Annotated in this window: 24 protein-coding genes; 13 read left to right on the top strand and 11 right to left on the bottom strand. The window is 44.7% G+C overall.

Annotation, left to right across the window (positions count from 1 at the left end):
- Nucleotides 1-258 precede the first annotated feature (258 nt).
- The 3 genes from MA_RS04795 to MA_RS04785 form a co-directional block, all read right to left on the bottom strand.
- Nucleotides 259-1,440 (bottom strand): aminotransferase class I/II-fold pyridoxal phosphate-dependent enzyme, encoded by a 1,182-nt coding sequence (locus tag MA_RS04795; RefSeq protein WP_048064998.1) that lies wholly within the window; start codon nt 1,438-1,440, stop codon nt 259-261.
- Between the two features lie 81 nt (nt 1,441-1,521).
- Nucleotides 1,522-2,013 carry an Lrp/AsnC family transcriptional regulator gene (locus MA_RS04790; RefSeq protein WP_011020962.1) on the bottom strand — a complete coding sequence of 164 codons (492 nt, stop codon included), beginning with the start codon at nt 2,011-2,013 and terminating at the stop codon, nt 1,522-1,524.
- Nucleotides 2,014-2,086: 73 nt separating this feature from the next.
- Nucleotides 2,087-2,464 carry a 30S ribosomal protein S8e gene (locus MA_RS04785; protein WP_011020961.1) on the bottom strand — a complete coding sequence of 126 codons (378 nt, stop codon included), beginning with the start codon at nt 2,462-2,464 and terminating at the stop codon, nt 2,087-2,089.
- 546 nt (nt 2,465-3,010) lie between these two features.
- Between MA_RS04785 and MA_RS04780 the strand changes: the two genes are divergently transcribed.
- The 6 genes from MA_RS04780 (at nt 3,011) to MA_RS29295 (ending at nt 6,836) form a co-directional block, all read left to right on the top strand.
- Nucleotides 3,011-3,337 carry a DUF6951 family protein gene (locus MA_RS04780; protein ID WP_011020960.1) on the top strand — a complete coding sequence of 109 codons (327 nt, stop codon included), beginning with the start codon at nt 3,011-3,013 and terminating at the stop codon, nt 3,335-3,337.
- Between the two features lie 251 nt (nt 3,338-3,588).
- A complete protein-coding gene (locus MA_RS04775; RefSeq protein ID WP_048064997.1) occupies nt 3,589-4,275 on the top strand; it encodes a DUF169 domain-containing protein in 687 nt (228 codons plus the stop codon).
- A gap of 508 nt (nt 4,276-4,783) precedes the next feature.
- Nucleotides 4,784-5,290: an NOB1 family endonuclease gene (locus MA_RS04770; RefSeq protein WP_048066159.1), complete on the top strand. Its 507-nt coding sequence runs from the start codon at nt 4,784-4,786 to the stop codon at nt 5,288-5,290.
- Nucleotides 5,291-5,457: 167 nt separating this feature from the next.
- Nucleotides 5,458-6,072 (top strand): orotate phosphoribosyltransferase-like protein, encoded by a 615-nt coding sequence (locus MA_RS04765; RefSeq protein ID WP_011020957.1) that lies wholly within the window; start codon nt 5,458-5,460, stop codon nt 6,070-6,072.
- 169 nt (nt 6,073-6,241) lie between these two features.
- The gene (locus tag MA_RS04760) at nt 6,242-6,682 is read left to right on the top strand and encodes a GNAT family N-acetyltransferase (protein WP_011020956.1); all 441 of its coding nucleotides are present in this window, start codon (nt 6,242-6,244) and stop codon (nt 6,680-6,682) included.
- A 31-nt stretch (nt 6,683-6,713) separates the two neighbouring features.
- The gene (locus MA_RS29295; protein WP_281085335.1) at nt 6,714-6,836 is read left to right on the top strand and encodes a hypothetical protein; all 123 of its coding nucleotides are present in this window, start codon (nt 6,714-6,716) and stop codon (nt 6,834-6,836) included.
- 118 nt (nt 6,837-6,954) lie between these two features.
- Here MA_RS29295 and MA_RS04755 read toward each other — a convergent pair whose 3' ends face one another.
- On the bottom strand, nt 6,955-9,087 hold the full coding sequence (locus MA_RS04755; RefSeq protein WP_048064996.1) for a DHH family phosphoesterase: 2,133 nt from the start codon (nt 9,085-9,087) through the stop codon (nt 6,955-6,957).
- Between the two features lie 565 nt (nt 9,088-9,652).
- On the opposite strand from MA_RS04755, the gene MA_RS04750 reads away from it, so the two are divergent.
- Nucleotides 9,653-10,450 carry a slipin family protein gene (locus MA_RS04750; RefSeq protein ID WP_011020954.1) on the top strand — a complete coding sequence of 266 codons (798 nt, stop codon included), beginning with the start codon at nt 9,653-9,655 and terminating at the stop codon, nt 10,448-10,450.
- Between the two features lie 51 nt (nt 10,451-10,501).
- Nucleotides 10,502-11,806, top strand: a complete 1,305-nt coding sequence (locus MA_RS04745; RefSeq protein WP_011020953.1) for an NfeD family protein — start codon at nt 10,502-10,504, stop codon at nt 11,804-11,806.
- An 87-nt stretch (nt 11,807-11,893) separates the two neighbouring features.
- Here MA_RS04745 and MA_RS04740 read toward each other — a convergent pair whose 3' ends face one another.
- From MA_RS04740 to MA_RS25085, 3 genes are all read right to left on the bottom strand, one after another.
- Complete coding sequence (locus MA_RS04740) at nt 11,894-13,228, bottom strand: AIR synthase-related protein (RefSeq protein ID WP_048066157.1); 1,335 nt, start codon at nt 13,226-13,228, stop codon at nt 11,894-11,896.
- Between the two features lie 193 nt (nt 13,229-13,421).
- Nucleotides 13,422-14,030 carry an imidazole glycerol phosphate synthase subunit HisH gene (gene hisH, locus MA_RS04735; RefSeq protein WP_011020951.1) on the bottom strand — a complete coding sequence of 203 codons (609 nt, stop codon included), beginning with the start codon at nt 14,028-14,030 and terminating at the stop codon, nt 13,422-13,424.
- Between the two features lie 177 nt (nt 14,031-14,207).
- Nucleotides 14,208-14,354 (bottom strand): hypothetical protein, encoded by a 147-nt coding sequence (locus MA_RS25085; protein ID WP_157860102.1) that lies wholly within the window; start codon nt 14,352-14,354, stop codon nt 14,208-14,210.
- A gap of 384 nt (nt 14,355-14,738) precedes the next feature.
- On the opposite strand from MA_RS25085, the gene MA_RS04730 reads away from it, so the two are divergent.
- Nucleotides 14,739-15,092, top strand: coding sequence for a carboxypeptidase regulatory-like domain-containing protein (locus tag MA_RS04730; protein WP_226990762.1), 354 nt, complete (start codon nt 14,739-14,741; stop codon nt 15,090-15,092).
- A gap of 24 nt (nt 15,093-15,116) precedes the next feature.
- Nucleotides 15,117-15,563 carry a hypothetical protein gene (locus MA_RS04725; protein ID WP_011020949.1) on the top strand — a complete coding sequence of 149 codons (447 nt, stop codon included), beginning with the start codon at nt 15,117-15,119 and terminating at the stop codon, nt 15,561-15,563.
- A gap of 114 nt (nt 15,564-15,677) precedes the next feature.
- Here the strand turns inward: MA_RS04725 and MA_RS28400 are convergent, their stop codons facing one another.
- The 4 genes from MA_RS28400 to hisI all read right to left on the bottom strand — a co-directional run bounded on the left by MA_RS28400 (nt 15,678) and on the right by hisI (nt 19,783).
- The gene (locus tag MA_RS28400) at nt 15,678-15,824 is read right to left on the bottom strand and encodes a hypothetical protein (RefSeq protein ID WP_226990761.1); all 147 of its coding nucleotides are present in this window, start codon (nt 15,822-15,824) and stop codon (nt 15,678-15,680) included.
- 108 nt (nt 15,825-15,932) lie between these two features.
- Nucleotides 15,933-16,799, bottom strand: coding sequence for a hypothetical protein (locus tag MA_RS04720; RefSeq protein ID WP_226990760.1), 867 nt, complete (start codon nt 16,797-16,799; stop codon nt 15,933-15,935).
- A 223-nt stretch (nt 16,800-17,022) separates the two neighbouring features.
- Nucleotides 17,023-18,945, bottom strand: a complete 1,923-nt coding sequence (locus MA_RS04715; protein ID WP_011020947.1) for a PINc/VapC family ATPase — start codon at nt 18,943-18,945, stop codon at nt 17,023-17,025.
- A gap of 475 nt (nt 18,946-19,420) precedes the next feature.
- Nucleotides 19,421-19,783 carry a phosphoribosyl-AMP cyclohydrolase gene (gene hisI, locus MA_RS04710; RefSeq protein ID WP_011020946.1) on the bottom strand — a complete coding sequence of 121 codons (363 nt, stop codon included), beginning with the start codon at nt 19,781-19,783 and terminating at the stop codon, nt 19,421-19,423.
- Nucleotides 19,784-20,012: 229 nt separating this feature from the next.
- Between hisI and MA_RS29715 the strand changes: the two genes are divergently transcribed.
- The 3 genes from MA_RS29715 to MA_RS25080 are packed head-to-tail and all read left to right on the top strand — an operon-like array spanning nt 20,013 to nt 21,086.
- The gene (locus tag MA_RS29715; protein ID WP_394295985.1) at nt 20,013-20,102 is read left to right on the top strand and encodes a hypothetical protein; all 90 of its coding nucleotides are present in this window, start codon (nt 20,013-20,015) and stop codon (nt 20,100-20,102) included.
- Nucleotides 20,065-20,421 carry a S8 family serine peptidase gene (locus MA_RS27875; protein ID WP_162013055.1) on the top strand — a complete coding sequence of 119 codons (357 nt, stop codon included), beginning with the start codon at nt 20,065-20,067 and terminating at the stop codon, nt 20,419-20,421. The genes MA_RS29715 and MA_RS27875 overlap by 38 nt, the downstream gene beginning before the upstream one ends.
- Complete coding sequence (locus MA_RS25080) at nt 20,418-21,086, top strand: PKD domain-containing protein (RefSeq protein ID WP_011020945.1); 669 nt, start codon at nt 20,418-20,420, stop codon at nt 21,084-21,086. The genes MA_RS27875 and MA_RS25080 overlap by 4 nt, the downstream gene beginning before the upstream one ends.
- Nucleotides 21,087-21,150 lie beyond the last annotated feature (64 nt).

The raw sequence follows: 21,150 nt of genomic DNA, 5'->3' as shown, positions 1-21,150 counted from the left end.
TAGAAACAGGGTAAAAAGTCAAAGTAGGAAACAGGGTAAAAAGTCAAAGTAGAAACAGGGTAAAAAGTCAAAGTAGGAAACAGGGTAAAAAGTCAAAGTAGAAACAGGGTAAAAAGTCAAAGTAGGAAACAGGGCAAAAAGTCAAAGTAGAAACAGGGTAAAAAGTCAAAGTAGAAACAGGGTAAAAAGTCAAAGTAAAAATATCACAAGAAATAAAATAAGAAAATAAAAGTTAAACCGAATAAGATTCGGCCAGATTCACTGTTTTAATTCTTCTACAAAATCTCCCATTCTTTCGATTGATTTTCTTATGTCGTCCAGAGACGCCGCATAAGCGCATCGCAGGAAACCTTCACCTGCTTCTCCAAACACATCTCCGGGAATTGTAACAACCTTCTTTTCTTCCAGGAGACGTTCTGCAAAGTCAGAAGAGGATAGGCCCGTACCCCCAATATAAGGGAAAGCATAAAAAGCGCCTTTGGGGTTGCCGCATTCAAGCCCTATGCTGTTAAAGCCTTTTACGATGAAACGCCTGCGCCGGTCATATTCCCGGACCATCCGCTCCATTTCTTCTTTACCGTTGCGTAGGGCTTCGATTGCCCCTACCTGAGCAGTAATGGGTGCACAGAGCATGGAGTACTGGTGGATCATCATCATCGAATGGATAATATCCGGAGCTCCCATTGCAAAGCCGAGTCTGAGCCCTGTCATTGCATAAGCCTTGGAAAAACCGTTCAGCATGACAGTCCTGTCCTTCAAACCTTCGAGAGATGAGAACGGAACATGGGTGCCTCCATAAGTCAGGCATTCATAAACCTCGTCGGAGATTACAAATAAATCATTCTCAACAACAAGGTCAGCGATGTCCTCCATTCCCTCCTGTTCCATAATTGCGCCTGTAGGATTATTAGGGAAGTTAAGGATGATTGCCTTCGTTTTGCTGGTGATTGCTGGTTTCAGGGCTTCTGCAGTAAGGCTGAAATCGTCGTCCCTGCTTGTAGAAACAATAACAGGCTTGCCTCCTGCCAGAATAACTGAAGGGACGTATGCCACGTATGAGGGCTGAACCACGATTACCTCTTCTCCGGGATTGACCACAGCCCTGACTGCTATGTCAAGAGCTTCGCTTACTCCCGTGGTAACAAGGATTTCGGATGCCGGGTCATAGTCCAGACCGTAGCGTTTGTAATAGGTTCTTGCAAGTTCGTCTCTGAGTTCCGGAAGTCCGTAGTTTGAGGTATATGAAGTCTGCCCTTTTTCGAGAGAGTGGATGCACATCTCGCGGATATGCCAGGGAGTAATGAAATCGGGCTCTCCTACACCCAGGGAGATAATATCCTCAAGGCCGGAAACCAGATCAAAAAAACGGCGTATTCCTGATGGAGGGATACTCTTTACAGCTTCCGCAACGAATTTTGAAGGATCGCATGGAGGTCTCAAGCAAACACCTCTATAAAAAAACATATGAGTTTGACAGATGTAAAACGGGATAAGGTGGATCAGACCTTAAACGGTTTCACATTAAAACGAGACCGGAAGCCTCTTAATCGACTCCGGTTCATGGAGGATTACTCCGTCTTCTTTATAGGTCTTCAGCACGAAATGTGTGGACGTACTCTGAACCTGGTCAAGGGTTGCGATTTTTTCTGCCACAAAAAAAGCCACATCCTTCATTGACTTCCCCCTGACGGTAAGAGAGATGTCGTAGTCCCCGGATAGAAGCCTGACAGACCTGACTTCCGGGAACTTATAGATCCTTTCTGCAATTGCCTGGTAGCCCTGGTTACGCTCGAGAGTGACCTTCAACTCAATTACGGCGTAAACATAGTTTTCCCCAATCAGGTCCCAATCAACTATGGTCTTGTAGTGCCGGATAACTCCTGTTTCTTCAAGCTTTGCGATCGTCTGGGAAATTTCCTGTGCAGACATTCCTGTAAGGGCTGCAATTTCTTCCGGACTTGCTCGGGCATCATTCTCAAGAATTTCCAGTATATGTCGAATCATTTCGTCCATGCTGATCACCGGCACAAAGTTTAGGGAAAATTGGCACAGAACCCCTGATAAGGAGGGGCAGGGCTCTCTTCAATTACTCAATTAATACAGCGTTTACAACTCCGTCCTGTCCGGGTCTGCTTGTAACTCTGGCAGTGCCCATGGAGGTTCTTATAACGGAACCTTTTGTCAGAATGTTACGCCTGACATAGTGTTTATTTGCAGTGTTGTCAATTACGGTCTCAATAGGTGCGGTAACGGTCTTTCCATCCTTAGGATTGGTCACGTTTGCAACATTGGACTGGAGGAGCCTTACTTTCCTGTTGCCGCCCATAGTAGGAACTTTCTTTCTTTTTATTTCGCTGATACGGGTTTCCGCAGATTCGCGGCCCATTTCAAACTTGCGCTTTCCGCGGGCAGTAATAACTTTCCCGCCGGTAGCTTTTCTTCTTGAGCTGCCTTGCCATCTCATTATTAAAACCTCATTATTGTATTGAAATTTAAGCCAAAATTTAAAGTTAATGTTACTTATAGTGCTACTTAAGCTGGTTTTAACGAAACCTTAAATGGTCCGGATAGTAAATATCCTGTAATCCTGGTGATCCTGATCTGGTGATCCTTTTCAGGGAATAAGCATACCTATCAGTAGCTTAATTGCTCTGCTAATATATTAATGTATTAACAGGAGTACCCTAATTAGCATATTTGCTATGGACTTAGCAATACGAATAGAGATGTATAAGAACTTTGCGATCATGCCGCAGGAGAAAACTATACTTCAAGAAACACCCTGATAAAAGGAGGCCGCAGCTGAAAAAAAAGCATATGAAGAAGATAAAGTCCCTACAAAAAAGAGATTCGATGCGCAAGGTACAGAAAAATATATATGTAGAATTTAATAAAAATAAAAGATAAGAACAGGTCGAGGTACAGACAAAATAAGAATCTCGTCTCCATATTAGTACATTGAAAGTCCTTCAGCTTCCGGACGAGCATACAGATTACAGGAGATATAAAAATGGTTACTGAACTTTCACTCAATACCGTATGTGGACATACAACAAAAATTATTGCCACAAAAGAAGGAAAAAACACTCACGTACATATCAAAACCACCTGCGAAAAACTCAGGAAATGGGGCACACATTTCGATATGGGTATGAAAGACCTTATGGGCGGCCCTGATACCTTACTTGCCCAGAAAATGGCTGAAGCCCCTCTTACTCCCACCTGCCTCGTCCCGGCTTCAATAATGAATGCCTGCTGGCTCGCAAACGGCATGATTTCTAAAAACCTTGCCAGGGAAATGGGAAAAATGGAGATCATTTTTGACAAACTTGAGTGAACATTTTTTAATTTATCTCAATTTTACTCTTTTTTCTGTTTAAGACAGGAAGTTAAAAGCCGAAACTTAATAAAAAATAGAGAGTACTGCCAAAAACCCCCATTAAGGATCAGAACTCAAGAATATTTATATCAAATCGGGTTGTGTATAATTTAGTCAAAACTCAACAAACATACATATATGATAAGTAAATAATATATATTTAATTTCTTTCAGGATTGTTTTCAAAAAATATACGAGGAGTTGCGAAAATGGACTTAAAAGAAATCAACAATATCGGACTGGAAATGGTCGAATGCCTTAAACTCGATACTTCCCCGGTTGCAGTAAAACTGGTTCCAAAGGGAGAAGAAATTCCTGAAGGGATTAAGAAAGCGGATGCGACAATGAGACACTGCCAGTTCGTAGATCGCGTGAGAAAAAGCGGAGAAGAATTATATACTCTGGGAGAGGACCAGATGTGCAAAGGCGGAGCAGCTGTCATGGGTCTCGGAGCATTGCCTCCAAAAGTCGCAAGCGGAGAATTTTATTATAAAGGATTAAAACAGTTCAGCACCCAGGAAGCTGCAAAGCTCACTATTGACATGGTGCCAACTCTGGCTTCAGACACTACAGACGCTGTCCTGTATTCGCCCCTTGAGAAGAGCACATTCATGCCGGATGTCGTACTTGTCATCTGCAACCCGAAGCAAATAATGCTGCTCACTCAGGCTTATATGTACAAAACCGGAGGCAGGCTTGAAGTCAGTTTCGTAGGCAAACAGAGCCTCTGTTCCGACGGTGTGGTACAGGCTAAACAAGGTGAAATAGGAGTTACAGTAGGTTGCAGTGGCAGCAGGCTATACACTGAGATCTCAGATGATGAAATGACAATGGGCATCCCAATCGGCCTCCTCCCTGAACTGGCATCCGGACTCCGGGAAATCTGCCCCAATTAACGCAAAATCCACATCTTTAATTCAGATAAATTCCTCCATACTCAAGCCCCTAATTATGGAAAAGTCTTTATGGGGCAAGTCTTAATCAGATATGACATAACAGGCAAAATCTGTTAACCATGTCATATTTGAGAACTATTTTTTTCTTCCGTTTTCCTCAATAACCGCCCTTACAACAGATATTTCAGAGGATCTAACCAGTCTGTTTTAGTTCCAAATGTAATTCTCAAACCTGACCACGCAAGCCTCTGTCACCACAGAAAGCCATTCACAAATTGAAAGAAAAGGCTCGCGCTGGACTATAAAATAGATTGAATAAATCATCGCAGTCCCTTCTTAAGTAGAATTAAGTGCCCATATATTGTAGTCTTCTTGAGCTGAGTTCACCACTTAGCCCATCAATTAGTCCTCTTGAGCGAAACGAAGTGGAGCGAAAAGGACGGCGGGCTCCCGAATCGCAATTCGGGCAACAATGGATTATTATACCAAAAGAGAGAAGAGAAGGAAAATGACCTCTTACATAGCAGACTCGGCAGTCTTTATAATGGGAAACTGCAACGTGGACAGTTCACTGCTTATCACCGTCCCTTCGGTTGTGGACGAGTTAAAAAGCAGGGACGCCGTGCTCCGTTTTGACCTTGCAAAAGAGGGAGGGCTGAGGGTGGAATGGCCAGAACCGGAAATGGTGAAAGAGGTTCGGGAAAAAGCTGAACAGACCCGGGACTCAGAAGAGCTTTCAAAAACAGACCTGGAAATTCTTGCAAAAGCGCTTGAACACAGGGAGACGGCAGTACTGCTCACGGATGATTATGCAGTTCAGAATGTTGCCGTGCAGCTGGGGATTCAGGTTAAACCGATTGCCCAGAAAAAGATAAAGGATGTACTTATCTGGCAAAAACAGTGTATTGGTTGTAAAAAAACCTTTGAGAAAGGGGATGAATGTCCGATCTGCGGTTCACCTCTGAAAAAAAAGAGAAAAAAAAGACTTAAAAGCAAAAGTCATCAGGAAAGTTGAAGAAAAAGATATAACGCTTGATAGTGTAATAATGTCTTTAACTGAGAAAAGATAACCTTGAATTAAAATTTTTCAGGCAGTAATTCCAGGCAGTATTCGTAAGAAGAACTGCAGAAATCGGCCGGAAATACCGCCAGACAAAAAAAATTTCAGGTGGGAATGGAGGCATGAAGAATATAGAAGATCTGATTCAGAAAGCTGTGGAACTGCAGAACAATGGACTTGTCACCGGCCAGATTGCCGATGAGCTTAACGTCTCAAGAGAAACGGTTACATGGCTTTTAACCCGCTCAAAAAAAGAAGTAGCAGTCCCCGCTCCGAAAGACATATCCGTAAACTGGAGCAGCATAGGGAAAAGCGCTACAAGGCTCCACTATATCTCGCTTGCACTCTGCGACATGGTGCTTGAGACCCTCGAAAAGACAAACGCGGAGGTAGATGTGGTAGTAGGCGTTGCTGCAAGCGGAATCCCCCTGGCAAGCATGATGGCAAACGAACTGGGGGCAGACTTTGCCCTCTATCATTCCCGGAAAGGGCAGGATGTTGTCCAGCCGGGCCAGAAAGGGACAATAAGCAGAAACTTCGGAAGCGTTGTAGGTAAGAACTGTGTGATCGTGGACGACGTTATTACAACTGGTTCCACCACTATGGAAGTAATTGAGCAGCTGCGGGAAATGGGCGCAAAACCCAGAGTTGTAGCTGTTCTCGTGGACAAAAAAGGTGCAGATACAATTGCCAATGTCCCTATCCAGTCCCTGGTAAGAATCGTGCGCGTGGACTGATAGGTAAAACAAATACAGAAAGTAGATACAATTTACTTATGCGGAAAGTCTTTCCAGAAGAAAGCTTTTCCAAAATTTACTCCTTTTTTAAAAGGTCCAGAATAAATGAGCTCTGGGCATCAAAAATTTAAGGGAATAAAACAGCGTTAGGAATGGTTAGAGGTAATGGATGAAATACATGGTTACTTCCGAAACAGTATACAAAGAAAGCCCTCCCACCCGGCAGGAGTATTCCCTATTATTCTCAAGCACAGGCTGGACGCAAATTCTGAAAATCTCCGAGGACGACCTGAAGAAGGTCTTTGAGAACACCTGGTACTGGATAACCGCATATCAGGAAAGGAACATTGTCGGTGTAGGGCGTTTGCTTTCGGATGGTGCCCTGTACGCGCTGATTTGTGATATAATAGTGATGCCAGACCACCAGAATAGGGGGATAGGAACTGAGATCTTAACCCGGCTAGTTAAAAAGTGCCAGGAATCAAATATCAGGAGGGTCTGGTTATTTGCAGCTCCCGAAAAAGCCCGGTTCTACGAAAAACATGGTTTTTTTATCCGTCCAGATGAGGCTCCGGGAATGCAATTGAGGGAATTCGAACTTACTAAATGAAAAATGGCTCTTTTTCTATAGGGTCCGGAGCGTGACCCTGGACAGAATCCTGGATGTAGTCAGGGATATGACCCGGAACGCGACCTCGGATATGACCCGGGAGATATTAGCTTTCTGGTTTTTTTTCAATTTTGCATCTGATCTCAAAGCATGAGGCTGTAAATATTAGCCGGCACAGGTGTAGATTCCATTAGAAGAAAAGTTAATAGCTGTAAAGAAATTCAGGAGTAGAGAAGGAAGAGAGGATGAAAAAGAGGCTTATTAAAGCCAATTTAATACTCAACTTCCGTAGATGCTATCTTTTCGGCAAGCCTTGACAACACCTCGGTCCTCATCCCTTCTACAAACTTAATGCTGCCCACAACAAGGTGTCCACCACCGCTGACTCCGGCGCCTTTCATTTCCTCATGGAGTTCTCGAACAATACGAGGGATGTTCATCAGTACACCTTTTGAGCGGATGACGGCAAAGTCCGGACCGTAGCCAATTGTAACCACGGGCTTGTCCGGGTTTCTCTTGCAGAGCACGTCATGCATTTCCCCGGAGGTCTTGCCTGGTGGCGGGAAGGTAAACTTCTGAGCATAGTTTTCGACATCAATCACATTCATGATAGCACCGTTTGCCAGTTTCTGGGACTTGACATTAAAGAGGCAGGTCTCAAGCTGCTCCTTTATCATGGTGTTTGCCTGTTCGCAAAGCAGAGAGACCAGATTTTTATGGACTTTGTGGTCTCCCAGGTCCAGGATATCGTCAATAAGCCCTTTTCCACTGCTGAATTTAAGCCAGAACTGCTCATAATCAAGAGCAAGAGCCATATCTTTTAATTCCCCAAGTGTATAACGGTCCGAGACGAGCGAGATATACCTCCCGGCCTCAGGCGCCTCAGAACGGTCTCCTACTGCCGAAACCGCCGGGAGGTGCTTTATGGTATCGCTGATACCGGGATTAATCATCCGGGCGATTTCCGCGCAGAGCATACCTGCAGTAACCCCGAAGTCGCCCCCTACGTGAGCAGGGTTTGCGTGCCCTATAAGGTACTGGTCAACTATGTCGTCCGGATGGTGGTGGTCAACGACAAGCATATTAATGCCGTAGACCTTTGCCTGCCGCATTGAGGGTACATCCTCTTCGGTTGAGCCATTATCCACCAGAATCACAAGAGGCATCTTCTGCCCGTGCCTTGCATAATCCTCAAGTGCAAAAGAAATATCCCTTGTAACGTCCGCAAGCTCGTAAAAAGGAGCTTTGGAAGGAGCCCGTTTGTAGAAATAGTATTCCGCATCTGCCCCGCCTATTTCCGTAATCAAGGGAAGGATTGCTCTTTCAATGGCAATTGCCGAAGTGATCCCGTCAGCATCGGCATGGTGCCTGAGGATAATGGGTGTTGAATGGAATATTGCCTTTTTGATTTCCTTGGCGACATGGAGCATTCTGGGTTTGAGTCTCTCCATAATGGCACTTTCGACCAGGAAAGGAATATCAGCAGGCGCTGCTTTCTCCTCAATCACCTTCTCGACCCTGAACTTGACAGCAGCTTCCTTTTCTCCGGTCAGCAGTTTCATGCTCATGACTTCGATCTGGACCTGCTCGTCCCTCGGGGTCACCTCTCCGGTAATCGATACGATCATCCCTACATCGATGTGGGGATAGGACCTTTTCCCGGCACTCTCGAAAGCCGCGCAGGGGATAAAGCCTCCTTCATCGCTGATGGTGAAAATGGTAGGCCCGCTTGTCTGCTTAACCTGGATTACCTCTCCTTCGATCCGGATGAGCCTGCCCTTCATGCTGGTATCTATTTCGGAGGAATCCTTAAGTGGAAGCTCTTTTTCAAGCTCGATGGTCTCGTACTTTGTAAGCGTCTTCGGAATAAGGTCCAGTTTTCCTCCGGCTTTGATACTTTTCACCAAAACGATTAGTGCCTCCCCTACTTCTGGCGGGACCCCAACGTTACTGGAATGCATAAGCCCTCGCACGTGAGGGTTCAGATCCACAAAGACCCCGAAAGAAGCGATGCTGCTCACTATGCCGTGATAAAGTTTTCCTGCTTCCACATCTTTAAGGTCGCAGGATTCGTCCAGAGCGTAAACGTGCTGGGAACGTGCACAGGAACTGCAGATTTCTTCCTCTGCTTCCTGAGGATCATGAATTCTTACTCCACAGATTTTACATGTATAGATTTTTCCAAGCCCTTCACAGGCTTCACAGGGTCTGGTAACTTCAACACTTCCCTTACCTTTGCATTTCTCGCATACTGCACCATTTTTCAAGAAACTGTCAATATCTTTTTCTGAAATTTTCATGAAATCAACTGACTTTGACTTGCCTTTTCCCTTACACAAAGGGCAGACTTCAGTTGAAATAACCTCATAGCCACGCCCGTGGCAGTCTGGACATTCCTTACTCATTAATATCAACACCAGTGGTTCTTCCGAACCTGCGTTTTCTTACTGTCACGATTTTATGGAGTTAAAAAGTTCACTTTAAACTCACAGAATATTATGCTTTTGACTGTATTATGCTTGTGACTGACTTTTCAGTCTACTGGTAACGGTATGACCTTTATCGGCCCGGAAATCAGCGCCCATCTAACTCGGTACCCGTCTGCATAGTTCCTGTATTTCAGTCCAATATCTTCTGTATGCCAGATATAAGTATTTGTCAGCAGGGTATTTTGCACAGCGTTTACAGATATCCAGAACTTCAGATTTTTGAGGCACTGACCGCCACATATCCTGAATAATTAGAGAGTCGAAAGCGGGGAATGCAGCTCATGGAGAAATCAGAGTGAAGACCTGGAGTAAGAGCTTATATAGATCCACATCTATTTTGGATAGATGACAGGATATAAAAATTTTAACTTATGACTGTTTACTTTCTTTATTTTACAGAAGTTTATTTAGTAAAAGTTCCCAATAAAGAACAATTATTATTAAACCAAATTTTAAATTAATGGATAGGAGGGTATAAAATATGGTTACTATGATTGAATTATTGCTTCCTGTATTGATAATTGTAATAATAATATTCTCACAATCCATAAAAATGGTTAATGAGTACGAACGAGTTGTTATATTCAGGTTAGGTCGTCTTAGTGGCGTAAAGGGCCCGGGACTTTTCCTTATCATTCCTTTCATTGATAGAGCCCTGAAAATAGACCTGAGAGTTGTTGCAATCGATGTCCCCAAGCAGGCTGTTATCACACGGGACAACGTCACAGTTGAAGTGGATGCCGTTGTCTATTACAAAGTCGTGGAGCCCGGGGCTGCAATCACACAGGTCGAAAACTATATGTTTGCAACTTCGACTCTTTCCCAGACTACGCTTAGAGACGTGCTGGGCCAGATGGAACTGGATGAACTGCTTTCGGAAAGAGAGAACATCAACAAGCAAATTCAGGAGCTACTGGATGCGTATACCGACCCCTGGGGGATCAAGGTTACCGGGGTGACTATCCGGGATGTATCCCTGCCCGAAACCATGAAGAGAGCAATTGCAAAACAGGCTGAAGCCGAAAGAGAAAAACGCGCCAGAATTATCCTTGCTGAGGGAGAATATCAGGCTGCTGAAAAGATGAAAGATGCTGCAATTCTTTACCAGGGGATGCCGACTGCAATCAAATTAAGAGAACTGCAGACCTTTGCCGAAATTGCCAGGGAGAGAAACCTTATCGTGGTTACACAATCTCAGTCTGTTGAAACCGGAAACATAGCCGCCCTTTCTCAGGCAGTGTCCGGGAAGGCTCAGCCTCTGTCCGGAAAGGAAGAGTAAAGTCAGATAAAAAGCCGAAAAGAATGTAAAGACAAGAAAGGATCATTAATTATGCAAATGAAATGGGTTTCCCATTCTCTCTTTATTTTTTGTCTCTGCGTGACCCTCACAGCTTTTCTTGCACCTTCGGCAGGGGCAGCAGCCGAAGATAAAGTGCTTGTACTTGAAATAAGCGGAGCTATTACCCCGGCTTCCGATAATTTGATAGCTGACGCAATACAAAGCGCGGAGAGCGGGAACTATGAAGCTCTCGTAATTACCCTGGATACCCCCGGGGGAGGGCTGGAAGAGACTCAAATAATCATAAAGGCAATAGAGAACACGACCATGCCTGTGATCGGGTATGTGCCTGAGAGCGGAAAAGCCTGGTCTGCAGGAACCCTCATCCTTATGGGAACCGATATTGCCGCAATGGCTCCCTTTACAGTAATAGGGTCAGCCCAGCCGGTGCAGGTGTCCGCGGAAGGGACAGTACCTGTAGAGGATGAGAAAACAATAAATGCTCTCGTTAAATTCTCTACTGAAACGGCAAGAAAACACGGGAGAAATGAAACTTTTGCAGAAGAAGTAATTACCGAGAACAGAAACCTGAACGCCGAAGAAGCCCTGGAAGAAGGAGTAATCGAATACATAGCCATTTCCGTTCCGAATTTGCTGAACCAGGTTGATGGGGAAATTGTAAAAGGTAAAGAATTGCATACCGCAAATGCAACAACAGAGACCTACAAACCTCCTCTTCCCCTTTCTTTCCTGACACTCATTTCAAACCCAATTCTATCCTCCCTTCTTCTGACAATAGGGATTTACGGGATCATCTTCGGGATTTCAAACCCCGGAGCCGGAGCCGAACTTTTCGGAGTTATTGCAATTGTTCTCGGGCTAATAGGTACCGGCTTTGACATCAACATAGCAGCACTTTTCCTTATTATCGTCGGAATAGGGCTTCTTATCCTGGAACTTAATTCCCCTGGGTTCGGGATATTCGGGCTTGCCGGAATTATCTGCCTGGTTATAGGAAGCATCTTCCTTGTGCCGCTGGGAAGTGAGAATATTTACACACCGGAGTTCAGAAGACTTATGATCCTGACAATTGTTACTCCTACAATTGTTTTCGGAATTTTTCTGGTCTTTGCAATATATAAAGTCGCCGAAACGAGGAAGAAAAAGCCTGTTATCGGAGCCATTATCGGAGATACTGCCCGGACAATAGACCCGATAGGCCCGAAAAACCCGGGTTTTGTCCGCTATAAAGGAGAATACTGGCAAGCCAAGGCCGAAGAAGAAATAGGTGCAGAAGAAGAAGTTGAAATTACAGGAAAAGAGATGGAAGTGTTGGTTGTAAAAAGAAAAATATAACACTTCCTTTCTACTTATTCTTTTTTCAGAGTTAGTTTTTCAGAGTTAGTTTTTCAGAGTTAGTTTTCCGAATTTCTTTTTCCGGTTTTAACTTTTCTTTTTGGCTTTTATTTTTTCAAGAACCCTCTGCTTTTTATTGATGGCTTCTTCGGCTGCCCTGTCAATTGCATTCCTCATCTCCTCGAAATCGCGCGGATTATCTTCCCCGTGGATCTTTTTGACAGGAGTATAGGCAGATTCTCTGAACCTGGGCGCAAAGTCCCTGGTCTCTCCATTGACAATAATTTCAGCCCCGATTCCTTCTTCCACACGTCCTATGATATCAATCTCAACCCCGGCCGCCCGAACTGTTTTAAGAATTTCTCCGGCATATTCCGGAGGGGCAATAACCAGCAGGGCATCGAGAGATACGCCGAGATAGTCGATTTTAAGGGCCTCAAGCATGGAAAGCACCTTTGGGTTAACAAGGGTTCTCATTTTTTCTTCCTCGAAGACCATTTTTACTTTTGCAGTCTTTGAGATTTCCCGGGCATCCCCGCGGATTCCACCGTTGGTAACGTCGGTCATGGAGTGGACTTTTTTGTACAGGCCGGACTGAAGGAGAGCTTCGCAGGCTTCCAGAAAACGAATATTAATGGTCTCTTCCACCACGTCATGCATCCCGTAATAGAGGGCAGTTGTGGAAACCGTACCTCCGCCTGCACCTTCCGTCATAAGGATCAGATCTCCTGGCCTGGTCCGGTTACGGGAAGTAAGAGAAGACGTAATGCCAACAGCCCCTACGCCTCCTGTCATCCTTTCTCCTATGACCATGTCCCCACCGATCCGGAGAGTGCTTCCGGTAATAAGTGGGATTCCGGTAAGTTCGGAAACCGTGGTGATTCCCGCAATGTGGTCGAAGATTTTTGCTACATCTCCGTCGTCTGCGACATGGATATCGGAAAGCATGGCAAGAGGGCGGGACCCCATTGAATATACGTCACGCAGGGCTGCTCTTGCGACATGAAAACCCGAAAGGAAGGGAAAATCACTCAGGCGGGAGTGGATGCCGTCAATTGTAACAACCAGGTATTCGTTCCCTATTTTTACAACCCCGGAATCATCAAGCTGGGCACTGTCAACTACTGCCCCGGTCTGGCCTATGACCTCCCCCAGCTTGGAATGAACGTAAAAGTCCCCTGTGCCCCTCGAACCTACTCCGAACTCCCCCATAGAAACCCCTGAGAGAGTGGGGTTTAATACATCCCCTTCCGTGTGAAGAGTTGCTTTTGCTTCACAAATAACTGCAGCCGCAATCTCATGGGCCCTTTCTGGGTTTATGTTCTTGATTTCAAGAATTCGCGAAGCAAGCTGTGCCTCAAGCCCGGCTTCATTTGAAGAGTCCTTCCTGAGAGCCCGTTTTGCATAGCCTTCTATATCCATTGTAACCATCCTCATGCAGATATCTGTCACTGCTCCAAAAGAAGCAGGGCAGGATAATTCGGGAATTAAAGCATTAATTTCTGGACTGAATTCAAATTAAAAAATACCCCGGATGTCGAACTTAACGCCGAAAAACGAGAATAAAGGTTTAGCTTCAAAGCCGGAGTACCTGTAGATACACGTTTTCAAGATATTAACACATTTCAACGAAGTTTTTCAGAATCTTAAGCCCTGTGGTTCCACTTTTCTCGGGGTGGAACTGGGTACCCATAACATTTCCTTTTGAGTTTACGACAGAAGCTGAAAAATCCAGCCCGTATTCACATGACGCGAGAGTGTTTTCCGCAGTTGTGTCCACATAATAGGAGTGTACGAAGTATACGAAAGAACCGTCAGAAATGCCTTTAAACAGAGGATGATCCTGCTTGATCCTGATATTGTTCCAGCCCATGTGGGGCACTTTCAGCTCGGACTTCGGAAAGCGGAGCACTCTGCCCTGAATGAGGTCAAGCCCGCCGGTCAGCCTGCCTTCTTCGGAAGAGCTCATCAGAACCTGCTGCCCGAGACAGATCCCGAGCATTGGCTTTCCGGACTCTGCAAATTCCGCGATAACCCCTTTGAGGGGAATCAGACATTTCATTGCATCTATAAAAGCACCAACCCCGGGAAGAATGATACCATCGGCTGTCAGGATCTCCTCAGGGTTCCCTGAGATTGCGGGATTTGCCCCAACATGTTCAAGTCCTTTTTGAACACTTCTTAGATTTCCAAGCCCGTAATCGATAATTACGATTCTTTTCATAGTCCTAACAAACAAAGTTAAGATAGATTAAGCTTACGAACAAAGATTTTACAAAACGTGGGAAAAAATGAGAAAAGGAAAAAAAATGAGAAAATACACCTGAAAATATAAAAATAGAAATTTCAGGTCAGTATCGATCCGCAGAAAGATTACAGGGTCTTTTCTCCTGCTCAAAAATCACCTTGTACTTGCCACAGCGTACACATTCGTAACGTTTTTCGCGTACTGTTGGCATACAGCAGAGCGCTCCGCTTTTTCGTTTCCAGTCATGCAGTCCGAAAAGACATAAAAAATTTCGTCTATGGTCCGATTCACTTGGCTCATCAGAACATTCTTGAGTCAACTAACTGTTTCCCCTTCTTAGCAGTTAATAAGGCTGGTTATACGATAGTAAGGAGCGTATAGTAAAAGTAGTATATAAAAGTATAGATTTTTTTGAAAATTATACAACGATCAGACTATTAATGGTCTAATTGGACAAAATATTGAGAAGTTATAAATAGAATGATTGAATATTTATAGAATGTTGGTCGATAACGAAGAAATTTTACAGAGTTTTAACGAGGGGGGTAAAACATAAAGGGATTGCAGTTACTCAGAAATGATGAGAAAGCTATGGAATTACCGATAAATATTGTCGTCATGCTCGTTGTTGGGATGGTGGCCCTTGCAGCGCTTATTACAATAATACCGACTCCTACGAAGGAAATGTCAGTCTTTGTTGAAGGGACGGCACTAGGCGGAGGAAGCATTCAGCAGGGGAACTCAATAATAGTAAGTGCTGCTGTTGCAGAAAACCCATTCGCTGTATCAGCATTGATAAAGGTAACAGATAACGACGGGAACCCGGTGCGAGATGCAAATGTTGTCCTCAGCGGCCTCGGCGGGGCAGCCTCAAACACAACAGACATTAACGGAGTAACTGTGCTGACTACGCCCACAAATGCACTGGTCCGACTTGACCCGAACCAGAACGACGGGACGATGGACCTGAAAATCATTGCAGACGGCTTCTACGACTACGAGAAAAAAGATGCAATTATGATCATCAAAACTCGATAATGCAGAGCTGGAGAGAAGTCGCATATGCTGCCTGAAAACTTGAAAGAAAATGAAGCAGGAACTGTAGGACTTCCAATAAGGATTGTAGTTCTTTCGATCGTTGGTTTTGTCGGGTTTTATGCGATTCTCTCAGCCCTTACGGCTGCTCCGGCCCCTGATGAGCCCATGTATGCAATAACAAACATAAGCACAGTTTTACCCTCATCAGGAGAGGATTCCAACTTCAGCCTGCAAATAAGCGTGTTTGACAGGGAAAACCGCGGAATTGGAGAAGCAAACGTAATTGTCTGGAGTCCGGACAGAAAGAAAGCATATTCAGGCATTACGGATTCCAATGGAAATGTAATAATAAAGGTTCTAAATCCGGAGCTACCTACCGGAAAGTCCGAAGGATACGTTGCAGTAAAAGTAATGAGAACAGGGTATAGAGATTTTAGCGAGGAATATTTTCTAAAGGTAAAGAGGCATTAAGTTTCATAATAAATCTGGATGCCAAACACCGATGCTTTTTGAATTGTGAAGAGAAGCACTGCAAAATACTATTTTAACTATAAACCTTAACTATAAACCACAGTCCGAAAAACATCATGAAACCTCCGCTGAAACATGCCGGTTTTTTAGGCATGGATGGTGAAATTTCTTAGGTGTGGACTGTGAAATTACTTCCTTTCTTTCGGGAAAAGAGGAAAGTACAGCTACAAGAAATCCAAGATCCTGCTCCTCAGCCCTCATGAAAAGACTTTCCGATTGTTGAAAATAAGGGGCCCGGAAATATAGGAAAAATATTCTGGTTTATTGCAATCTATTTTACTCCAGTATATTAACCACACATTTCCTTAATCAGTTAGTTAACGATTTTTGCTTCCGGTTAACCGTATAAAATTTCAAAAGCACAGCTCCTGCCAGAATTACTGCAAGCCCTATTGAGAAGTAAGGAGACCTTATTATATCCCAGCGGCCTGACCAGATAAGCAGCCCTGTCAGAAAAAGGACGGAAGAACCGGCGATTCCCGAGATTTCTACAGGGACTTTTATCGATCCCAGGGTAAACCTGTCCCGGTTTTCAATGGCTTCAATCCGGGACTCAAAATTCCGCATATGTTCGCCTGATGCATTTTCCCGGACCTGAATGCCTTTTATTTCATTATCAAGTTTTTCGACCTCTGGCTCAAGGTTGCTATGCACAAAGTCGGACAGTTCGGAGATAGCAGCCTGTAGAGAATTAAGACTTTCTGAAAGACTGGTAAAAAGAGCACTCAGATCCTTTACCCTGTAACTGATCCCTGAAACTTCCGAAGAACTATCAAGGAAAATCGAGGAAATATTTGAGACTCCTGAAGAGGGGAGCACCGCGCTGAAGGCAAAAGTTGAAATATCATCTTCAGTTAGCGAGGAAACGGAGTCTGAAAGCGGAGAATTCCACGAGGAAGGAAAAGAAGCTTCAGGAGAAACGGAAAGTCCCTGTGGAGAAACCGAAGACCCTGCAGCAAGATTTGCGGGATTTGCCTCCTGAAAAGAATCAGGGGACATCCCTGAAAAAAACTTTCCGGCCTGCAAAGTGTGAGGAGCTTCAAGGGATAAGCGGCGCTCAACTGCTCTCAGCCGTTTTTCAAAACTTCTGATGCTCTGGTCAAAAACCTCGATCCTCCCCTGCAAGTCGTCCCTTATTTCGGGCTCTAACTGATGCGATTTACTCAACTGAACCATAACCCCCATAAAATTTCTACTATGAAATCACACCCCAACAGTATATAAATTTTTTTACAATGCTGTAGGAAATAGAGGAAGTTGCACAAAGTGCAAATTGAAAAAGGAAAGAATTGGCAACTCCTTATTGACCGAGAAATATGGAAAAGTAGAGCAAATATGAAAAATAAGAAGAGAATATAAAAAACCAAAATTAAGGGCATAAAAAGAAGAAATGAGAAGATCAGATAGATCTGACCTCAACAAGTTCTCCGCTGTCCTGAGCCTCCATAATCTCCGATGCCAGATCCGAGTTCATCCTGAGCTTCACATCCCCATGCCGGCTAACAGTTGCACTGAAGAGGTATTCGTCTTCGATGAAAATCTCCACGTCCTTTCCTGCAAGTTCTGGAACCCCAAGAATAAGGTGCTTCTTGGTCCTTTCGATGAGCGGATGAACCGGAGATACGGAAATGCCTTTATCAGGCACAGATTCCCTGGCCTTTCCCGGGAAAGTTTTAAGTCCAGCCCCACGTTTCGAGCCCTTTGCTCTTCCCGGAGCCTCAGCTTCGATCTCCCTGACGTCGATGTGAAGCCCAAGAATATTTTCGATCCTATCGATGACGTTTCCACCTTTACCGATAACCTTTCTCATATCCTCATGGTAAACCTTTACAATAGCACTATCGTCGGAGGTCACTTCAACTTCAACGGGACCTGTTGCATACCTGCCGATAACATTCCTTATCTCTTCTTCAGCAAGCTTCCATGCAGGTTTCCGGCTTTCCCTGGGAGAACCGATTGGCATGACCACAACCTGCTCTCCGTAAGTATAAATCTCATAGTCAACCTTGCCGGTCTCGAAATCCGCAATGGTAATTACCGGTCTTGCAAGATCCTGCTCGGTCATCCCGTGCGGGACTTTAACCGTAAAAGCGAGCACGAGGACTTTGGCAACCTCTCCTTTGTCGATAAAAATTACAGTATCCACGACCTGTGGGATAACTCCCAGCTCAACCCTGCCAATGAGGCGCTGTATGGCATCCACTGCCCGGGTTGCATGTACGACCCCGATCATCCCGACCCCTGCGAGGCGCATGTCCGCAAAGATAAGGAAATCCCCGGTCTTCCGGACTTCGTCATAGATAGTGTAGTCCGGCCTGACCAGAAGCAGGAGATCAGCAGTGTCCTCCATCTTCCCGTTGAGAGGGGAATATTGAGTGATCTCGGGAGGCACCTGCAGATCCCTTGGAGATTCCATTGTCTTGACTACCTGTCCGTGATCATTCAGATATCGCGCAACTCCGGCTGCAAAAGTGGACTTCCCGGCTCCGGGAGGGCCTGCGATAAGGATTCCACGCTGACTTACCATACGCTCTTTTAGCTTATCGTTCAGGCGGTAATGCTCGAGGTCAACTACAACCGTGGGTCTGACGACGGTTATCTCCATATCGTCGGAAAAAGGCGGATGGGCAATTGCAACTCTCATGTTTCGGATCTGCAGAACCGTAGCGCCGCTTGAAGACATTTCAATGAAGGATTCGGGGTCAAGCCTGGCTCTCTCGATAAGCTCTTTTGAGATGCTGGAAAGCTCCTGGGAACTTACAGGTTCGTCCCGAATCCGTACATAATGCACGTTTCCAACAGGGCCTTTCTTGGCCATTGGGGAAACCCCATTTTTAAGGTGTACTGACATCGTATCATCAGTGAAGAAATGATCAACTTTGAGGGGACCGAACTCTGACGGGTCCATAACTTTAGGAGGTATGTACTCAACTTCAAGGCCTTTTGCCCTGGCGATCGTAGACTGTACGCGGTCTTCACTAACAAACAGTCCCCCTACCTCAAGAGCCGTACGCCGAATAAGAGCATCCACCCTTCCCTCCTTAGAAAGCTTAATTTCCTCAAGAGTGGGCTGAACTCCGCTGAACTGAAGATGAATCTCCCCTCTGTCTGAGAATTTCCGAAGTTCCGAAAGCTCTTCAAGCCCTTTGAAACCTATTTCTCTGCCCCTGTTTGCCTGGGCTTCAAGCTCCGATACCACAGCTTCGGGAACAACAACCTCAACGCCCCTGAACTCACCACTTCTGACACGAGACGAGAGCCTCCCGTCAATTATCACGCTGGTATCCGGAACGATCCTCCATGTCCGCTTCTCATCAGCCATATAAAGGGATATAGAGCCAGAAAGTATATAATAAAACTTCTGCTGCTTTTTTTTAGATGAATGGAGTTAAAAAAACAGGACTTAGGAATAATAAAGATTAAAAAGATCCGGGAACGAAAAAGATAGAATAAAATAGGGTTCTTCGCTTTTTCGAGTGGGTAACTTAAATCCATCTCCTAAATATCGAAAGAACATCTATAAAAGTTAGATAAATTTGCCGTTGAAAATCACATTCAAGCTCAATATTTCTCTTTTTGGCCTGGCTACTTTATAACTATGCAAATATTTCCAACCCACAGGAAATAGCGAAGAGCCAAAAATAGAAATAAAAGCTCAATAAACATAATTAAGTCAATACTGGGCAGGATTGGCTTAATATTGAGGCAATAGTAAGACCACATAAGAGACACTGAAATAATATTGAGCCAACATTAAAGCAATGAATTAGAAAGCTTTAAAGCAATATAAATGAGTCTCAATAGACGTCTTTCGGTTCAAAGACCTTTTCTCCTACGACCTCTCCTTTGAGATTTCGGTAGAAACAGGATCTGTATCCCATATGGCAGGCCCCTCCAACCTGTTCTACGAGCAAAAGGACGGAGTCCATATCGCAGTCGATCCTGATTTCCTTCACTTTCTGGAGATGCCCCGAAGTTTCTCCTTTTTTCCAGAGCTGTTTTCGGCTCCGGCTCCAGAAATGAGCGATTCCGGTCTTGACGGTTTTTTCAAGGGCTTCCCGATTCATATAGGCGCACATCAGCACCTCCCTGCTCTTCTGATCCTGAACTACGGCAAGGATCAGACCGTTTTCGTACTTCAAAGTATCAAGGTCGATCATGGGGGATAGATTGCCAAACTAGTATAAAAAGGGAAGTCCACCATTCAGACAATAAATACCCAGGACTGACAAATAATGATAACATTCCAATTATGTTAAACAAGTATAAAATTTACAAATATGTATATTGTATCCTGCTTGAAAGTTTACGGAAGAAGGCAAAATATGGTACTTTATTCCTGTCCTTAAAGCTGCTCTTGACAACGCTTATAAAAGTGGGGTTGCCACTGTGGCTGCTGCCGGAAATGACATGAGTAGTAAGGTCAGCTATCCTGCTGCCAATGAGAAATGTATCGCAGTTGGAGCTACAAGATATTGATGGAAGTCGCGCATACTATTCGAATTATGGTTCGGCTCTGGATTTTGTAGCCCCGGGAGGAGACAACAGGGTAGACCAGAATGGGGACGGAAACGGAATCCTTCAGAATACATTCAACACCGCAACTAAAGACTCTACAGATTTTAGTTACCAATTTTTCCAGGGTACATCCATGGCGACTCCACATGTATCAGGTATTACCGCACTGTTGATAGCTGAAGGAGCAAATGGGCCCGATGAAGTAAGGGCTGTAATACAAAAACGGCAACCGATCTGGGCACTTCAGGCTGGGACCAATATTACGGATACGGACTCGTGAATGCAGCAGCTGCACTGGAATATATAACTCCAACATCCGGCGAAAACAACCCACCAGTAGCTGACTCAGGAGGCCCTTACACCGGGATCACAGGAACTGCAGTAACATTTGATGGTTCAGCTTCGTCTGACTCTGACGGGAGTATTGTATCATACGAATGGGACTTTGGGGACGGAAACACAAGCTCAGATATGAATCCGGAAAACACCTACTCCGCTGCCGGGACTTATACCATAACCCTCATGGTGGCAGACGACGAAAACGCCGTGGGAACTGATACAGCTAGCGTGGAAATTACTGACACGTCCTCAAAAAACGAAATCCATATTTCTGACGTAAGTGTGGAAACCAGTTCCAGAACAGCCGGGAAAAACACTTTTGTTTCTGCTAAATCAGTTGTGACCATACTTGACAACAATGGTAGCCCCGTTGAAGGAGCCACAGTCTCAGGCTTCTGGAAAGATGCAACTCGCGATCTGGATTCTGCCGTAACAGGCTCAGACGGAAAAGTGACAGTATACTCAGATGAGGTAAAATACAAAAGTGGTCCTCTGACTTTTACTTTCACAGTGGACGGTGTAAGTCATAGTAAAGTCATAGTATCCCATGGGACGGAAACACCGCAGAGGGAACAAAAACATATTATCCTTGAATCTATGAAGTGAGCCTGAAAAAAAGTAAATTGAAAGAAAGTAAGTTAAATTCATGTCCCTTAAAGGGACAAAACAT

This window comes from Methanosarcina acetivorans C2A (assembly GCF_000007345.1).
In the GTDB taxonomy this organism is placed as follows: domain Archaea; phylum Halobacteriota; class Methanosarcinia; order Methanosarcinales; family Methanosarcinaceae; genus Methanosarcina; species Methanosarcina acetivorans.
This window is presented reverse-complemented; position numbering and strand designations above follow the sequence as displayed.

What these genes read in the sequence shown, in the direction of transcription:
- MA_RS04790 (WP_011020962.1), bottom strand. Translation starts at nt 2,013, where the DNA reads ATGGACGAAATGATTCGACATATACTGGAAATTCTTGAGAATGATGCC.
- MA_RS04785 (WP_011020961.1), bottom strand. Translation starts at nt 2,464, where the DNA reads ATGAGATGGCAAGGCAGCTCAAGAAGAAAAGCTACCGGCGGGAAAGTT.
- MA_RS04780 (WP_011020960.1), top strand. Translation starts at nt 3,011, where the DNA reads ATGGTTACTGAACTTTCACTCAATACCGTATGTGGACATACAACAAAA.
- MA_RS04775 (WP_048064997.1), top strand. Translation starts at nt 3,589, where the DNA reads ATGGACTTAAAAGAAATCAACAATATCGGACTGGAAATGGTCGAATGC.
- MA_RS04770 (WP_048066159.1), top strand. Translation starts at nt 4,784, where the DNA reads ATGACCTCTTACATAGCAGACTCGGCAGTCTTTATAATGGGAAACTGC.
- MA_RS04765 (WP_011020957.1), top strand. Translation starts at nt 5,458, where the DNA reads ATGAAGAATATAGAAGATCTGATTCAGAAAGCTGTGGAACTGCAGAAC.
- MA_RS04760 (WP_011020956.1), top strand. Translation starts at nt 6,242, where the DNA reads ATGAAATACATGGTTACTTCCGAAACAGTATACAAAGAAAGCCCTCCC.
- MA_RS04755 (WP_048064996.1), bottom strand. Translation starts at nt 9,087, where the DNA reads ATGAGTAAGGAATGTCCAGACTGCCACGGGCGTGGCTATGAGGTTATT.
- MA_RS04750 (WP_011020954.1), top strand. Translation starts at nt 9,653, where the DNA reads ATGGTTACTATGATTGAATTATTGCTTCCTGTATTGATAATTGTAATA.
- MA_RS04745 (WP_011020953.1), top strand. Translation starts at nt 10,502, where the DNA reads ATGCAAATGAAATGGGTTTCCCATTCTCTCTTTATTTTTTGTCTCTGC.
- MA_RS04740 (WP_048066157.1), bottom strand. Translation starts at nt 13,228, where the DNA reads ATGGATATAGAAGGCTATGCAAAACGGGCTCTCAGGAAGGACTCTTCA.
- hisH (WP_011020951.1), bottom strand. Translation starts at nt 14,030, where the DNA reads ATGAAAAGAATCGTAATTATCGATTACGGGCTTGGAAATCTAAGAAGT.
- MA_RS25085 (WP_157860102.1), bottom strand. Translation starts at nt 14,354, where the DNA reads ATGAGCCAAGTGAATCGGACCATAGACGAAATTTTTTATGTCTTTTCG.
- MA_RS04730 (WP_226990762.1), top strand. Translation starts at nt 14,739, where the DNA reads ATGTCAGTCTTTGTTGAAGGGACGGCACTAGGCGGAGGAAGCATTCAG.
- MA_RS04725 (WP_011020949.1), top strand. Translation starts at nt 15,117, where the DNA reads ATGCTGCCTGAAAACTTGAAAGAAAATGAAGCAGGAACTGTAGGACTT.
- MA_RS28400 (WP_226990761.1), bottom strand. Translation starts at nt 15,824, where the DNA reads ATGAGGGCTGAGGAGCAGGATCTTGGATTTCTTGTAGCTGTACTTTCC.
- MA_RS04720 (WP_226990760.1), bottom strand. Translation starts at nt 16,799, where the DNA reads ATGGTTCAGTTGAGTAAATCGCATCAGTTAGAGCCCGAAATAAGGGAC.
- MA_RS04715 (WP_011020947.1), bottom strand. Translation starts at nt 18,945, where the DNA reads ATGGCTGATGAGAAGCGGACATGGAGGATCGTTCCGGATACCAGCGTG.
- hisI (WP_011020946.1), bottom strand. Translation starts at nt 19,783, where the DNA reads ATGATCGACCTTGATACTTTGAAGTACGAAAACGGTCTGATCCTTGCC.
- MA_RS27875 (WP_162013055.1), top strand. Translation starts at nt 20,065, where the DNA reads ATGAGAAATGTATCGCAGTTGGAGCTACAAGATATTGATGGAAGTCGC.